This is a genomic window from Streptomyces aureus (assembly GCF_001418135.1).
In the GTDB taxonomy this organism is placed as follows: Bacteria; Actinomycetota; Actinomycetes; order Streptomycetales; family Streptomycetaceae; genus Streptomyces; species Streptomyces aureus_A.
The window spans coordinates 1-15,692 of the sequence record NZ_LIPQ01000012.1 but is presented as its reverse complement, the minus strand read 5'-3'; the positions used below and the strand labels follow the sequence as shown (position 1 = coordinate 15,692).

Annotated in this window: 13 protein-coding genes; 12 read left to right on the top strand and 1 reads right to left on the bottom strand. The window is 70.8% G+C overall.

Going from position 1 to position 15,692, the window contains the following annotated elements:
- Positions 1 to 184: 184 nt before the first annotated feature.
- Positions 185 to 937, bottom strand: coding sequence for an SDR family NAD(P)-dependent oxidoreductase (locus AOK00_RS01465; RefSeq protein ID WP_055598494.1), 753 nt, complete (start codon positions 935 to 937; stop codon positions 185 to 187).
- 58 nt (positions 938 to 995) lie between these two features.
- Between AOK00_RS01465 and uvrC the strand changes: the two genes are divergently transcribed.
- From uvrC to AOK00_RS01405, 12 genes are all read left to right on the top strand, one after another.
- Positions 996 to 2,972, top strand: a complete 1,977-nt coding sequence (uvrC, locus tag AOK00_RS01460) for an excinuclease ABC subunit UvrC (RefSeq protein ID WP_055598493.1) — start codon at positions 996 to 998, stop codon at positions 2,970 to 2,972.
- Positions 2,969 to 3,946 carry an RNase adapter RapZ gene (gene rapZ / locus AOK00_RS01455; RefSeq protein WP_055598492.1) on the top strand — a complete coding sequence of 326 codons (978 nt, stop codon included), beginning with the start codon at positions 2,969 to 2,971 and terminating at the stop codon, positions 3,944 to 3,946. The genes uvrC and rapZ overlap by 4 nt, the downstream gene beginning before the upstream one ends.
- Complete coding sequence (locus AOK00_RS01450; RefSeq protein ID WP_055598491.1) at positions 3,943 to 4,968, top strand: gluconeogenesis factor YvcK family protein; 1,026 nt, start codon at positions 3,943 to 3,945, stop codon at positions 4,966 to 4,968. Before rapZ ends, AOK00_RS01450 begins: the two co-directional genes overlap by 4 nt.
- Positions 4,959 to 5,948 carry a DNA-binding protein WhiA gene (gene whiA, locus AOK00_RS01445; RefSeq protein WP_030205188.1) on the top strand — a complete coding sequence of 330 codons (990 nt, stop codon included), beginning with the start codon at positions 4,959 to 4,961 and terminating at the stop codon, positions 5,946 to 5,948. Before AOK00_RS01450 ends, whiA begins: the two co-directional genes overlap by 10 nt.
- 163 nt (positions 5,949 to 6,111) lie before the next feature.
- The gene (locus AOK00_RS01440; protein ID WP_055598490.1) at positions 6,112 to 9,063 is read left to right on the top strand and encodes a M14 family metallopeptidase; all 2,952 of its coding nucleotides are present in this window, start codon (positions 6,112 to 6,114) and stop codon (positions 9,061 to 9,063) included.
- A 218-nt stretch (positions 9,064 to 9,281) separates the two neighbouring features.
- Entirely contained in the window at positions 9,282 to 10,292 is a 1,011-nt protein-coding gene (gene gap, locus AOK00_RS01435) for a type I glyceraldehyde-3-phosphate dehydrogenase (RefSeq protein WP_055598489.1), read from the top strand.
- A gap of 104 nt (positions 10,293 to 10,396) precedes the next feature.
- Positions 10,397 to 11,608, top strand: a complete 1,212-nt coding sequence (locus AOK00_RS01430; RefSeq protein ID WP_055598488.1) for a phosphoglycerate kinase — start codon at positions 10,397 to 10,399, stop codon at positions 11,606 to 11,608.
- A 7-nt stretch (positions 11,609 to 11,615) separates the two neighbouring features.
- Positions 11,616 to 12,395: a triose-phosphate isomerase gene (gene tpiA / locus AOK00_RS01425; protein WP_030322488.1), complete on the top strand. Its 780-nt coding sequence runs from the start codon at positions 11,616 to 11,618 to the stop codon at positions 12,393 to 12,395.
- 97 nt (positions 12,396 to 12,492) lie between these two features.
- Positions 12,493 to 12,723: a preprotein translocase subunit SecG gene (gene secG / locus AOK00_RS01420; RefSeq protein WP_017238647.1), complete on the top strand. Its 231-nt coding sequence runs from the start codon at positions 12,493 to 12,495 to the stop codon at positions 12,721 to 12,723.
- 77 nt (positions 12,724 to 12,800) lie between these two features.
- Positions 12,801 to 13,136, top strand: a complete 336-nt coding sequence (locus AOK00_RS01415; protein ID WP_071891222.1) for an RNA polymerase-binding protein RbpA — start codon at positions 12,801 to 12,803, stop codon at positions 13,134 to 13,136.
- 245 nt (positions 13,137 to 13,381) lie between these two features.
- A complete protein-coding gene (pgi, locus tag AOK00_RS01410; protein ID WP_055598495.1) occupies positions 13,382 to 15,034 on the top strand; it encodes a glucose-6-phosphate isomerase in 1,653 nt (550 codons plus the stop codon).
- Positions 15,035 to 15,038: 4 nt separating this feature from the next.
- Positions 15,039 to 15,539, top strand: a complete 501-nt coding sequence (locus AOK00_RS01405; protein WP_055598487.1) for a PH domain-containing protein — start codon at positions 15,039 to 15,041, stop codon at positions 15,537 to 15,539.
- Positions 15,540 to 15,692: the final 153 nt, after the last annotated feature.

Below are 15,692 nucleotides of genomic sequence, written 5' to 3'. Positions count from 1 at the left end.
CGAGGGCGGGGACCGCCCCGGTCACGAGCCCACGTCCCCGGGGCGGTCCCCGCCCTCGCCCGTTGTGGGCGACTGTTCCTCCCCCGGACTCCGTCCGGGGCCCCCGGGGGCGGAACGGGTGGGCACCACGGACGGCGCCCCTTGCCGGGCCCGGGCTTCCGCGCCTGCACCCGCACCGGTGGTGTCAGCGGGCCAAGTAGCCGCCGTCCACCGGGAGGATCGCGCCCGTGATGAAGGACGCCTCCTCCGACGCCAGGAACACGATCGCCGACGCCACCTCCTCCGGCGTCCCGAAGCGGCCCATCGGATGGCCGCGCGCCACCTCCGCCAGGTACTCCGGCCCGCCGGGTTCCACCCGCGCCGCCGCCACCCGTTCCGTCTCGATCGTGCCCGGGGCCACCGCGTTCACCCGGATCCCGTGTTCCGCCCATTCCACCGCCAGGTGCTTGGTCAGGCCGGTGGCGACGAATTTCGCCGGGCCGTAGACCGCCTGCCGGGCCTGGCCGGCCACGCCCGAGATCGACGACGTGCAGACGATGGACCCGCCGCCCGAGACGAGCATCGCCTCGATCGCGTACTTGCAGGTCAGGAACATTCCCCGGCCGTCCACCGCCATCACCCGGTCGAAGTCCGAGCCCTCCGCCTCCGTGACGGAGAGCAGCGGGATCACGCCCGCGTTCGCCACCAGGACGTCCAGCCGTCCGAAGCGGTCCACCGCCGTGGTGATCATGCGCCGGGCATCCTCCTCGCGGGACACGTCGCCGGTCACCGGGACCACCCCCTCCAGCGTCGCCAGCCGGTCGCCGTCGAGGTCGGCGGCGATCACCCGCGCGCCCTCCCGGAGGAACCGTTCCGTCGTCGCCCGTCCGATTCCGCTCGCCGCGCCCGTGATCACGCACACCCGGTCCGCCAGCCGTCCCGCCACCTGATTCGCCATGCTTCGCCAACGAGCGCGCGAGGCCGGAGTGTCGGTGCCCGCCAGTAGGGTGGGGAGCATGGCAGACCCCTCCCGCTACCGCCCCAAGCCGGGTCAGATCCCCGACTCCCCGGGGGTCTACAAGTTCCGCGACGAGCACCGCCGGGTGATCTACGTGGGGAAGGCGAAGTCCCTCCGGCAGCGGCTGGCCAACTACTTCCAGCCGCTCACGAGCCTGCACCCGCGGACGGCCACCATGGTGACCACCGCGGCGTCCGTGGAGTGGACCGTCGTGTCGACCGAGGTCGAGGCGCTCCAGCTGGAGTACTCCTGGATCAAGGAGTACGACCCCCGGTTCAACGTCAAGTACCGGGACGACAAGAGCTACCCGTACCTCGCCGTGACGATGAACGAGGAGTTCCCGCGCGTCCAGGTCCTGCGCGGGCACAAGAAGAAGGGCGTGCGCTACTTCGGGCCGTACGCGCACGCGTGGGCGATCCGCGAGACCGTCGACCTGATGCTGCGGGTCTTCCCGGTGCGCACGTGCTCCGCGGGCGTCTTCCGCAACGCCGCCTCCGCCGGGCGGCCCTGTCTCCTCGGGTACATCGGCAAGTGCTCGGCGCCCTGTGTCGGCCGGGTCACCCCGGAGGAGCACCGCGAACTGGCCGAGGAGTTCAGCGACTTCATGGCGGGCCGTACGGGTACGTACATCCGCCGGCTGGAGAAGCAGATGATGCTCGCGGCCGAGGACATGGAGTACGAGAAGGCGGCGCGGCTCCGCGACGACATAGAGGCGCTGCGCCGGGCCATGGAGAAGAGCGCGGTCGTGCTCGCCGACGCCACCGACGCCGACCTGATCGCGCTCGCGGAGGACGAGCTGGAGGCCGCCGTGCAGATCTTCCACGTGCGCGGCGGACGCGTCCGCGGCCAGCGCGGCTGGGTCACCGACAAGGTCGAGGCAGTCGACACGGCCGGGCTCGTCGAGCACGCGATCCAGCAGCTGTACGGCGAGGAGAGCGGGGACACGGTGCCCAAGGAGGTCCTGGTCCCGGCGCTGCCCGAGGACCCCGGGGCCGTCACCGCCTGGCTCTCCGGCCGCCGCGGGTCCAACGTCTCGCTGCGGATCCCGCAGCGCGGCGACAAGAAGGACCTGATGGAGACCGTCGCGCGCAACGCCCAGCAGGCGCTCGTGCTGCACAAGACGAAGCGCGCCAGCGACCTGACCACCCGCTCCCGGGCCCTGGAGGAGATCGCCGAGGCCCTGGACCTGGAGTCGGCGCCGCTGCGGATCGAGTGCTTCGACATCTCGCACCTCCAGGGGGAGGACGTGGTGGCCTCGATGGTGGTCTTCGAGGACGGGCTGCCCCGCAAGAGCGAGTACCGCCGCTTCCAGATCAAGGGCTTCGAGGGCCAGGACGACGTCCGGTCCATGCACGAGGTGATCGGCCGCCGCTTCCGCCGGTATCTCGCGGAGAAGGAGAAGACGGGGGAGTGGGATCCCGAGGGCGTCGTCGAGGATCCGGACGAGGCCGGGCGGCCCAAGCGGTTCGCCTACCCGCCGCAGCTCGTCGTGGTCGACGGCGGGCAGCCGCAGGTCGCCGCGGCCCGCCGGGCCCTCGACGAGCTCGGGATCTCCGACATCGCGGTCTGCGGGCTCGCCAAGCGACTGGAGGAGGTGTGGCTGCCCGGCGACGACGACCCGGTGGTGCTGCCCCGCTCCAGCGAGGGCCTGTATCTCCTCCAGCGGGTACGTGACACGGCTCACGACTTCGCCATCCGCTACCAGCGGTCCAAGCGGGCGAAACGTATCCGGACCAGCCCTCTCGACGCCGTGCCCGGCCTCGGCGACAGCCGGAAACAGGCGTTGATCAAGCATTTCGGCTCGGTGAAGCGGCTCCGGCAGGCGACAATCGAGCAGATCTGCGAGGTCCCCGGCATGGGCCGGAAGACCGCCGAGGCGGTCGTCGTGGCCCTCGCACAGGCGGCCCCGGCCGCACCTGCCGTGAACACGGCGACAGGAGAGATCATGGAAGACGACGGGGGCGGCACGGCATGACCGCGCACGAGCAGGACCAGAACGAACCGCAAGACCAGCACGACCGAGAAGACGGAGCAGGACACGTGAGTACGGGCACGAAGGAGACCCCCGGCGACAACGGCGCCGAGGCGGCCATTCCCGAGCTGGTGATCATCTCCGGCATGTCCGGAGCCGGCCGGTCCACCGCGGCGAAGTGTCTGGAGGACCTCGGCTGGTTCGTCGTGGACAACCTGCCGCCCGCGCTGATCCCCACCATGGTGGAGCTCGGCGCCCGCTCCCAGGGCAATGTCGCCCGGATCGCCGTGGTCGTGGACGTCCGCGGCCGGCAGTTCTTCGACAACCTCAGGGAGTCCCTCGCCGACCTGGACGCCAAGCAGGTCACCCGCCGGATCGTCTTCCTGGAGTCGTCCGACGACGCCCTGGTCCGGCGCTTCGAGTCGGTCCGCAGGCCGCACCCGCTCCAGGGCGACGGCCGGATCACCGACGGCATCGCCGCCGAGCGCGACCTGCTGCGCGAGCTGCGCGGCGACGCCGACCTGGTGATCGACACCTCCAGCCTCAACGTCCACGAGCTGCGGGCCAAGATGGACGCCCAGTTCGCCGGCGACGAGGAGCCCGAGCTGCGGGCCACCGTCATGTCCTTCGGGTTCAAGTACGGCCTGCCGGTCGACGCCGACCTCGTCGTCGACATGCGCTTCCTGCCGAACCCGCACTGGGTCCCCGAGCTGCGCCCCTTCACCGGCCTCAACGAGGAGGTGTCGAACTACGTCTACAACCAGCCCGGCGCCAAGGAGTTCCTCGACCGCTACACCGAGCTCCTCCAGCTGATCGCCGCGGGCTACCGCCGCGAGGGCAAGCGGTACGTGACCATCGCCGTGGGCTGCACCGGCGGCAAGCACCGCTCCGTGGCCACCGCCGAGCGGCTCGCCGCCCGTATCGCCGCCGAAGGGGTCGAGACCGTCGTCGTGCACCGGGACATGGGGCGCGAGTGAAGCCGTACCGTCGACGTGCCTCCACCCTCTCGGTGCGGCGTACGCTCCGCAGGCGCGGCGCCCAGCCGAAGGTGGTCGCGCTGGGCGGCGGGATGGGCCTCTCCGCCTCCCTCGCCGCCCTCCGCCGGATCACCGGCGACCTCACCGCCGTCGTCACCGTCGCCGACGACGGGGGTTCCAGCGGCCGGCTCCGGGAGGAGCTGGGCGTGCTGCCCCCGGGCGACCTCCGCAAGGCGCTCGCCGCGCTCTGCGGCGACGACGACTGGGGCCAGACCTGGGCCCGGGTCATCCAGCACCGCTTCCAGTCCAAGGGCGAGATCAACGGCCACGCCGTCGGCAATCTGCTGATCGTCGCCCTCTGGGAGCAGCTCGGCGACCCCGTGCAGGCCCTCGACCTGGTGGGCCGGCTGCTCGGCGCCCAGGGCCGGGTGCTGCCCATGTCCGCCGTACCCCTGGAGCTCCAGGCCCTGGTCAAGGGCCACGACCCGGAGCGTCCGGACGACGTGGACACCGTGTGCGGCCAGGCGACGGTGGCGCTCACGCCGGGCGACGTGCAGTCCGTGCACCTCGTGCCGAACGACCCGCCGGCGGTGCCCGAGGCGGTCGAGGCGGTCCTGGACGCGGACTGGGTGGTCCTCGGTCCCGGCTCCTGGTTCTCCTCGGTGATCCCGCACCTGCTCGTGCCCGAGCTGCTCGACGCGCTGGCCGAGACGAAGGCCCGGAAGGTGCTCTCGCTGAACCTCGCGCCGCAGCCCGGAGAAACCGAGGGCTTCTCCCCGCAGCGTCATTTGGAGGTTTTGGGACGACACGCCCCTAAACTCGCCCTGGACGTGGTGCTGGCCGACGAGGCCGCCGTGCCCGACCGCGAGTCCCTCGCCGACGCCGCCAAGCGGCTCGGTGCCGCGGTCGAGCTGGCGCCGGTGGCCGGGCCCGACGGCTCCGCGAAGCATGACCCGGAGCTGTTGGCCGCCGCGTACGACCGTATTTTTCGGATGCATGGAAGGATCGGCCCATGGCGATGACGGCAGCGGTGAAGGACGAGATCTCCCGGCTTCCCGTCACCCGGACCTGCTGCAGGAAGGCAGAGGTCTCGTCGATCCTGCGGTTCGCGGGCGGGCTGCACCTGGTGAGCGGCCGCATCGTGATCGAGGCGGAGCTGGACACCGCGATGGCGGCGCGCCGGCTCAAGCGGGACATCCTGGAGATCTTCGGGCACAGCTCGGAACTGATCGTGATGGCCCCCGGCGGGCTCCGGCGCGGCTCGCGCTTCGTGGTGCGGGTGGTGGCCGGGGGTGACCAGCTGGCCCGGCAGACGGGTCTCGTGGACGGCCGGGGCCGCCCCATCCGGGGTCTTCCCCCGCAGGTGGTCTCCGGGGCGACCTGCGACGCGGAGGCGGCCTGGCGGGGCGCGTTCCTCGCGCACGGTTCGCTGACCGAGCCCGGCCGGTCCTCCTCCCTGGAGGTGACCTGCCCGGGCCCGGAGGCGGCGCTCGCCCTGGTCGGCGCGGCGCGCCGGCTCTCCATCGCGGCGAAGGCGCGTGAGGTACGGGGAGTGGACCGGGTCGTCGTCCGCGACGGCGACGCGATCGGCGCCCTGCTGACCCGGCTCGGCGCGCACGAGTCGGTGCTCGCCTGGGAGGAGCGGCGGATGCGGCGCGAGGTCCGCGCCACCGCCAACCGCCTGGCCAACTTCGACGACGCCAACCTGCGCCGCTCGGCCCGCGCCGCGGTCGCCGCCGGGGCCCGGGTGCAGCGTGCCCTGGAGATCCTCGGCGAGGAGGTGCCCGAGCACCTCGCGGCGGCCGGCCGGCTCCGCATGGAGCACAAGCAGGCCTCCCTGGAGGAGCTGGGCGCGCTCGCCGACCCGCCGCTGACGAAGGACGCGGTGGCCGGCCGGATCCGCCGGCTGCTCGCGATGGCCGACAAGCGGGCGCAGGACCTGGGCATTCCCGGGACCGAGTCCAACCTGACCGAGGAGCTGGACGACAGCCTGGTCGGCTGACCGGATCCTCCTTCGTACGGAATTCCGAACTCCGGGCTGCCGGTGCCTTTCTGAGGCACCGGCAGCTTTTTCGTCCACCCGCGAGGCACCCTTGACAGGTCCATGGGCGCCCATGAGCCTGGCGTCTGTTCACCTTCGTGGCAGACGATGACAAGGGGGGCTCATGAGACGCAGAGCGAGATCGATCCTCGCAGCGGCTTCATTGCTGATCGCGGGCGTGGCGGCGGCACCCGTCGCCGGAGCGCAGCCGAACGACCGGGACGGCGGTGACGGCCTCTCCGTATGGCGCGCCGAGGTCACCAAGGAGCAGGTTCCGCTGCTCCTGGAGGCCGGCGCCGACGCCCATGAACTGACCGAGCGGGTGCCCGCGAAGGGCTCCGCGACGGTCGAGCTCTTCCTCACCGGCCGGCAGGCCGGGCAGCTGCGCGGCCAGGGTGTCGAGCTCGCCGAGCACAGCCTGACCGCCTCCGCCGAGAAGCGGGTGGCCGCCGCGGGGGACGGCGTCTTCCGCCCGTACGGAGGGCCGAACGGCCTCAAGCAGGAGATCCTGGACACCGCCCGGGCGAACCCCGGGATCACCAAGGTCGTCTCCCTCGGCAAGACCGTCAAGGGCCAGGACATCCTCGCCCTCAAGGTCAGCAAGGGCGCCCCGCGGGTCAAGGACGGTTCCAAGCCGGCCACGCTGTACATGTCCAACCAGCACGCGCGCGAGTGGATCACCCCGGAGATGACCCGGCGGCTGATGCACCACTACCTCGACGGGTACGGCAAGGACGAGCGGATCACCCGGATCGTCGACTCCACCGAGCTGTGGTTCGTGCTCTCCGCCAACCCCGACGGTTACGACTTCACCCACGCCGACCCCGCCAACCGGCAGTGGCGCAAGAACCTCCGCGACAACGACGGCGACGGCCGGATCGCCCCCGGTGACGGTGTCGACCTGAACCGCAACTTCGCCTACAAGTGGGGCTACGACAACGAGGGTTCCTCGCCCGACCCGGCCGACGAGACCTTCCGCGGCAAGGGCCCCATGTCGGAGCCCGAGACCAAGGCCATCGACGCCTTCCAGAAGCGCATCGGCTTCGCGTACGGCATCAACTACCACTCGGCCGCCCAGCTCATCCTGTACGGCGTGGGGTGGCAGGTCGCCACCGACACCCCCGACGACGTGGCCCTCAAGGCCCTCGCCGGCACCCCGCAGAACTCCGCCGTGCCCGGCTATCGGCCGCAGGTCTCCTCGGAGCTGTACATCACCAACGGCGAGGCGGACGGACACGCCGCCAACGTCAACGGGACGCAGATGTTCACCCCCGAGATGTCGACCTGCGCCACGGCCTCCCGGGTCGACCCGAACGACGCGTGGAACCCGGCGGACTGTGCCTCCGTCTTCACCTTCCCGGACGACGAGAAGCTGATCCAGGCCGAGTTCGCCAAGAACATCCCCTTCGCGCTCGCCGTCGCCGAGACCGCCGCCCACCCGGACCGGCCCGTCTCCCCGGTCGGCATCGACGCCCCCGACTTCACACCGAAGAGCTTCACCACCTCCTACGCCCGCGGGGAGGAGCAGGAGATCGCGGTCACCGCGCGCAAGTCGCTGCGCGGCAAGACCCTGAAGTACCGGATCAACGGCGGCCGCACCCACAGCGAGGCGCTCGACGCCTGGAAGGGCGGCGAGACCTACGGCGGCGAGGACAACCTCTACTTCGACGAGTACCGCGCCGAGGTCGAGGGCGCCCGGACCGGCGACTCCGTCGAGGTCTGGTTCACCGCCCGCACCCGGGAGGGCCGGGCCACCGCCTCCGCCCCCTTCACCTACCAGGTGGCCGAGCGGCCCCGCGGCGACGTCCTCGTCCTCGCCGACGAGGGTGGCACCACCGCCGCCAAGCACACCGCCGCCTATGTGAAGGCGCTCGCCGACAACGGACGCGGGGCCGCCGTCTGGGACGTCGCCACCCAGGGCACCCCGGACGCACTCGGCGTGCTCTCCCACTTCCGTACCGTCGTCTGGTACACCGGCGCCGAGCAGCCCTCCGGAGCCACCCAGCTCGCCGTCCGCGCCTACCTCAACGAGGGCGGCAAGCTGATCAACACCGGCGAGAAGTCCGGCGGGCTCACCCGGGTCGGCCTGGCCGAGACCAACGACTTCGCCCAGTACTACCTCGGCGCCTACCACCGGGCCGGCCTCAAGAACCCGCCCGCCTTCGCAGGCAGCGGCGCCTTCCGGGGCATCGGCGCCGGACTCGGCGCCTCCGCCGACAACCCGCTGGACAACGCGGGCGCGTACACCGTCACCTCGGACACCCTGAAGCCGAAGGAGTTCCCGCAGTTCGCGAGCAGCGCCTCGGCCGGCTCCTACCCGGGCATCCGGATGCCGTTCGAGCCCGCCGAGGGCGCCACCTTCGCGGCCGTCAAGCACGCCGACGACACCTGGGCCCGGCTCAGCAGGACCGTCGACCTCACCGGCGTCCCCGCCGCGGTGGCACCGCGCCTGGACTTCCAGGTCAGCTACGACACCGAGCCCGGCTACGACAACCTCGTCGTCGAGGCCCACACCGTCGGCCAGGACGACTGGACGACCCTGCCCGACCGCAACGGCGGCACCTCCACCGAGGCCCCCGCCGACTGCGGCGAGGGCTACTACGTCCGGGGCCACCCCTTCCTCGCCCACTACCTCACCGTCGGCGAGGACGGCTGCGCCACCACCGGCACCACCGGGTCCTGGAACGCCTTCACCGGCCCGTCCAACGGCTGGCGGCAGGCCTCCGTCGACCTGAGCGCCTGGGCCGGCAAGAAGGTCGAGCTCTCCCTCTCCTACATCTCCGACCCGGGTACGGGAGAGATGGGCGCCTTCGTCGACGACACCCGCCTCGTCACCGGGACCACCATCGAGGCGGAGGGCTTCGAGACCGCCCTCGGCGCGTGGACCGTACCGGGCGCGCCCGCCGGAAGCCCCGGCAACGGCTCCGACTGGACACGCTCCGCGGCGCTCTTCCACTCGCAGGCCGCGGTCACCACGCGTGACACCGTCCTGCTGGGCTACGGCCTGGAGCAGGTCCCCGGCGCGAGCGAGCGGGCCCGTCTCGTCGGCCGCGCCCTCGGGGTGCTCCGCCGCTGACGGAGAGTAGCGGGGACAAAAGTCCCACGACGGCCCGTACCCGCCGGTAGGTACGGGCCGTCGGCCGTTCTTCCTCACTTTCCGGGCTCGTACGGATGCGCGCGATGTCACTACGGGGGCCCTGTGGGGGTAGGGTCGTAAGCGGTCGGGGACATCCCAAAAAACAAAAATCTCGCCGGCGTCGAGCACACCGGCGTACCTAACGAGGAGATCGGTTCGTGACGATCCGCGTAGGCATCAACGGCTTTGGCCGCATCGGCCGGAACTACTTCCGCGCGCTCCTTGAGCAGGGTGCTGACATCGAGATCGTGGCTGTCAACGACCTGGGTGACACCGCGACCACGGCACACCTGCTGAAGTACGACACCATCCTGGGCCGCCTCAAGGCCGAGGTGACCCACACCGCCGACACCATCACCGTCGACGGCCGCACCATCAAGGTGCTCTCCGAGCGCAACCCCGCCGACATCCCCTGGGGCGAGCTGGGCGTCGACATCGTCATCGAGTCGACCGGCATCTTCACCAAGAAGGCCGACGCCGAGAAGCACATCGCCGGCGGCGCCAAGAAGGTCCTCATCTCGGCTCCGGCCACCGACGAGGACATCACCATCGTGATGGGCGTCAACCAGGACAAGTACGACCCGGCGCAGCACAACGTCATCTCGAACGCGTCCTGCACCACCAACTGTGTCGCGCCGATGGCGAAGGTTCTCGACGAGAACTTCGGCATCGTCAAGGGCCTGATGACCACGGTCCACGCGTACACCAACGACCAGCGCATCCTGGACTTCCCGCACAAGGACCTGCGCCGCGCCCGCGCAGCCGCGGAGAACATCATCCCGACCACGACGGGCGCCGCCAAGGCCACCGCCCTGGTCCTCCCGCAGCTCAAGGGCAAGCTGGACGGCATCGCCATGCGCGTCCCGGTCCCGACCGGCTCCGCGACCGACCTGGTCGTGACGCTCGACCGCGAGGTCACCAAGGACGAGGTCAACGCCGCGTTCAAGAAGGCCGCCGACGACGGCGACCTCAAGGGCATCCTGTTCTACACCGAGGACCCGATCGTCTCCTCGGACATCGTCAGCGACCCGGCGTCCTGCACCTTCGACGCCTCCCTGACCATGGTCCAGGAAGGCAGCACGGTCAAGATCCTCGGCTGGTACGACAACGAGTGGGGCTACTCCAACCGTCTCGTCGACCTCACCGTCTTCGTCGGCGGCCAGCTCTAGACTTCAGGGCAGGCTTTCGATGTGAGCAGGGCTCGGGCAGCGCAACGCCGCGCTGTGCGAGCCCTGTTTGTGTGCTCCACCGCGTACCAAGGAGTCTGTGACAGATGAAGACGATCGACGAGCTTCTCGCCGAAGGCGTCTCCGGCAAGCGGGTGTTCGTCCGCGCCGATCTCAACGTGCCGCTCGACGGCACCACCATCACCGACGACGGCCGCATCCGCGCCGTCGTGCCCACGGTCAAGGCGCTCGCCGACGCGGGTGCCCGCGTCGTGGTCGCCTCGCACCTGGGCCGCCCGAAGGGCACCCCGGACCCGGCGTTCTCGCTCGCCCCGGCCGCCGCGCGGCTCGGCGAGCTCCTCGGCGCCGAGGTGGCCTTCGCGACGGACACGGTCGGCGAGTCCGCCACCGCCACCGTCGCGGGCCTCTCCGACGGCGGGGTCGCCGTGATCGAGAACCTCCGCTTCAACGCCGGCGAGACCTCCAAGGACGACGCCGAGCGCGGCGCGTTCGCGGACCGGCTCGCCGCCCTCGCCGACGTCTACGTCGGCGACGGCTTCGGCGCCGTGCACCGCAAGCACGCCTCGGTCTTCGACCTCCCGGCGCGCCTGCCGCACGCCGCGGGCTACCTCATCGCCACCGAGGTCGGCGTCCTGAAGAAGCTCACGGACGACGTCCAGCGGCCGTACGTGGTCGCGCTCGGCGGCGCCAAGGTCTCCGACAAGCTCGGCGTGATCGACCACCTCCTGGAGAAGGCCGACCGCATCCTCATCGGCGGCGGCATGGCGTACACCTTCCTCAAGGCCCAGGGCCACGAGGTAGGCATCTCGCTGCTCCAGGAGGACCAGATCCCGGCGGTCCTGGACTACCTGAAGCGCGCCAAGGAGCGCGGGGTGGAGTTCGTCCTCCCCGTCGACGTGCTGGTCTCGGACGAGTTCCCGGACCTGAAGACCAAGGCTCCGGCCAACCCGGCCACGGTCGCCGCGGACGCCATCCCGGCGGACGAGGAGGGCCTGGACATCGGTCCGGAGACCCGTAAGCTCTACGCCTCGAAGCTCGCCGACGCCGGCACCGTTTTCTGGAACGGTCCGATGGGCGTCTTCGAGCACCCCGACTACGCCGAGGGCACCAAGGCCGTCGCCCAGGCGCTCGTCGACTCCCCGGCCTTCACGGTCGTCGGTGGCGGCGATTCCGCCGCCGCCGTCCGCATCCTGGGCTTCGACGAGAAGGCATTCGGCCACATTTCGACCGGCGGCGGCGCCTCCCTCGAATACCTCGAGGGCAAGACGCTTCCCGGCCTCGCCGCACTGGAGGACTGACCCTTTCATGAGCAGCACCCGCACCCCGCTGATGGCGGGGAACTGGAAGATGAACCTCAACCACCTCGAGGCCATCGCCCACGTCCAGAAGCTCGCCTTCGCCCTGACGGACAAGGACTACGACGCCTGTGAGGTCGCGGTCCTGGTTCCCTTCACCGACCTGCGGTCCGTACAGACCCTGATCGACGGCGACAAGCTCAAGATCAAGTACGGCGCCCAGGACATCTCGGCGCACGACTCCGGTGCCTACACCGGCGAGATCTCGGGCCTGATGCTCTCCAAGCTGAAGTGCGCGTACGTGGCCGTCGGCCACTCCGAGCGCCGGCAGTACCACGCCGAGAACGACGAGGTCTGCAACGCCAAGGTGAAGGCCGCCTTCAAGCACGGCGTGACCCCGATCCTCTGCGTCGGCGAGGGCCTGGACATCCGCAAGGCCGGCAACCAGGTCGAGTACACCCTCGCCCAGCTCGACGGCGGTCTGAAGGACGTCCCGGCCGAGCAGGCCGAGACCATCGTGATCGCGTACGAGCCGGTGTGGGCCATCGGCACCGGCGAGGTCGCCACCCCCGACGACGCCCAGGAGGTCTGCGGGGCGATCCGCGGCCGCCTCGCGGAGCTGTACTCGCAGGAGCTGGCCGACAAGGTCCGCATCCAGTACGGCGGCTCGGTCAAGTCCGGCAACGTCGGCGCGATCATGGCGCAGCCGGACGTCGACGGCGCCCTGGTGGGCGGCGCGGCTCTGGACGCCGACGAGTTCGTCAAGATCGTCCGCTTCCGCGACCAGTGAGTATGCGGTAGCGGAGTTACGTCGTACCCTTGCGGGGGTCGGGCAGGTGCCCGGCCCCCGTCCGTATAAGTCCGAGGAAGTTGGTCCAGCCGTGGTTATGGGGTTCTCGATCGCCCTCATCGTCTTCAGCGGGCTGCTCATGCTGCTCGTGCTGATGCACAAGGGCAAGGGTGGCGGCCTCTCCGACATGTTCGGAGGCGGAATGCAGTCCTCCGTCGGTGGCTCCTCGGTCGCCGAGCGCAACCTGGACCGCATCACCGTCGTGGTCGGTCTGCTCTGGTTCGCCTGCATTGTGGTACTTGGTCTGCTGATGAAGTTGGACGGGTAACTCCGAACACTGGACGCGCGTTGGGCCTTACGTAGACTGGGGCATCTTCGAGCACCATCACGCAGGGAGTTACGACCGTGGCAAGTGGCAACGCGATCCGGGGAAGCCGGGTCGGGGCGGGGCCGATGGGCGAGGCCGAGCGGGGCGAATCGGCGCCGCGCGCCCGCATCTCCTTCTGGTGCTCGAACGGGCACGAGACGCAGCCGAGCTTCGCCAGCGACGCGGCGATCCCCGAGACCTGGGACTGCCCACGGTGCGGCTTCCCGGCCGGTCAGGACCGGGACAACCCGCCGGACCCGCCGCGCACGGAGCCGTACAAGACCCACCTCGCCTATGTGCGTGAGCGGCGCAGCGACGCGGACGGCGAGGCGATCCTCGCCGAGGCGCTGGCCAAGCTGCGCGGCGAGATCTGACGTGGTGTGACGATGTGACGAACGGGCCTTGCCCGCGAACTCGGTTCGCGGACAAGGCCCGTTCGGCGTCTCCATGTGCCCGCGTCCCGGCATCTCCGCACGCGAGGCCGGGGACCGCTCACCCCGGCTCCGCTCGCGGCGGCGCCGTTCGCGCTCGCCGTCGCGTCACTCGCCCCCCTGATCAATTAGGTTGGAGAGGCAGCGGGGCAGACAAGCAGTACGAGAAGAAGTGGGCGATGTCCGAGATGAACAACGAAGGCCGCACCAGGCTCAACCGGCTGCCCGAGTGGGCGGCCCTCGGCAAGCACCGTGAGCAGCTGGGCGAGACCCGGCTGCGCGACCTGTTCGCCGCCGACGCGGAGCGTGGCACCGGCTACGCCCTGCGCGTCGGTGACCTCTACCTGGACTACTCCAAGCACCTCGTCACCGACGAGACGCTGACCCTGCTGCGCGAACTGGCGGCCGCCACCGGCGTCGCCGAGCTCCGCGACGCCATGTTCCGCGGCGAGAAGATCAACATCACCGAGGACCGCGCGGTCCTCCACACCGCGCTCCGCGCCCCCCGCGGAGCCGTGATCGAGGTCGACGGGGAGAACGTCGTCCCCGGCGTCCACGCCGTCCTGGACCAGATGGGCGCGTTCTCCGACAAGGTCCGCGCGGGTGAGTGGACCGGCCACACCGGCAAGCCGATCAAGAACATCGTCAACATCGGCATCGGCGGCTCCGACCTCGGCCCCGCCATGGCCTACGAGGTCCTGCGCTCCTACACCCAGCGGGACCTGACGTTCCGTTTCGTCTCCAACGTCGACGGCGCCGACCTCCACGAGGCCGTCCGCGACCTCGACCCGGCCGAGACGCTCTTCATCGTCGCCTCGAAGACCTTCACCACCATCGAGACGATCACCAACGCCACCTCCGCGCGGAACTGGCTCCTCACCGGCCTGGGGGCCGGCCAGGACGCCGTCGCCAAGCACTTCGTCGCCCTCTCGACCAACGCCGAGAAGGTCGAGGAGTTCGGCATCGACACCGCGAACATGTTCGAGTTCTGGGACTGGGTCGGCGGCCGCTACTCGTACGACTCCGCCATCGGCCTCTCCCTGATGATCGCCATCGGCCCGGAGCGCTTCCGCGAGATGCTCGACGGCTTCCACCTCGTCGACGAGCACTTCCGTACGGCTCCGCCCGAGGAGAACGCCCCGCTGCTCCTCGGCCTCCTCGGGGTCTGGTACGGCGCCTTCTTCGACGCCCAGTCGCACGCCGTCCTGCCGTACTCGCACTACCTCTCCAAGTTCACCGCCTACCTCCAGCAGCTCGACATGGAGTCCAACGGCAAGTCGGTGGACCGCGAGGGCAACCGGGTCGACTGGCAGACCGGCCCCGTGGTCTGGGGCACCCCCGGCACCAACGGGCAGCACGCCTACTACCAGTTGATCCACCAGGGCACCAAGGTCATCCCGGCCGACTTCATCGGCTTCGCGCGCCCGGTCGACGACCTGCTGCCGGGCCTCGTGGCCCAGCACGACCTGCTCATGGCGAACTTCTTCGCCCAGACGCAGGCGCTGGCCTTCGGCAAGACCCCCGACGAGGTACGGGCGGAGGGTGTCCCCGAGGAGCTCGTCCCGCACAAGACCTTCCAGGGGAACCACCCCACCACCACGATCCTCGCCGACGCGCTCACCCCGTCCGTCCTCGGCCAGCTCATCGCGCTGTACGAGCACAAGGTCTTCGTCCAGGGCGCCGTCTGGAACATCGACTCCTTCGACCAGTGGGGCGTCGAACTCGGCAAGGTCCTCGCCAAGCGGATCGAGCCGGTCCTGACGGAGGGCGAGGGCGGCGAGCACCTCGACAGCTCCACCGCCGGACTCGTGTCCGCCTACCGCACGCTGCGCGGACGGTAGAGCCATGACGGGGGAGAACGCGGTGCGGCTGCGGCCGCCCAGGAACGCCGTGGACGGGCGGGCCGTCGCCTGGTGGCGGAGCCGGCTCCTGGTGACCACCGCCGTACCGGTGGTGATCCTCGGCCTCCTCGGCGCCTTCGTCGGGCCCGCCCGGTTCTGGCTGCTGGTCTCGGCCGGGGCCGTGGCGGTCCTGGGTCTCACCTGCACCGCGTTCTTCCCCGCCTGGTGGTTCCGGGTGCACCGCTGGGAGGTCACCGAGGACGCCGTCTACGTCCGCACGGGGGCCCTCTGGCAGGAGTGGCGGATCGCGCCGATGTCCCGGATCCAGACCGTCGACACCTCCCGCGGCCCGCTGGAGCAGGGCTTCCGGCTCGCCACCGTCACGGTGACCACGGCCTCCTCCAAGGGCGCGATCCGGATCGAGGGCCTCGACCACGAGCTTGCCGCCGGGCTGGCCGAGCGACTGACCGTCATCACCCAGGCCACGCCCGGGGACGCCACATGAGCGGGACCGCGGACGAGGCGACCGGGACGGCGGCGGACGAGGCCACCGGGACGGTGCCCGGCCCGGCCACGGACGGGAACCAGGACTCGGACCGGCTCCGCCTCGATCCCCGTACCGTCCTCGTCCGGGTCGTCCTCTTCGGCGGCGTCCTCG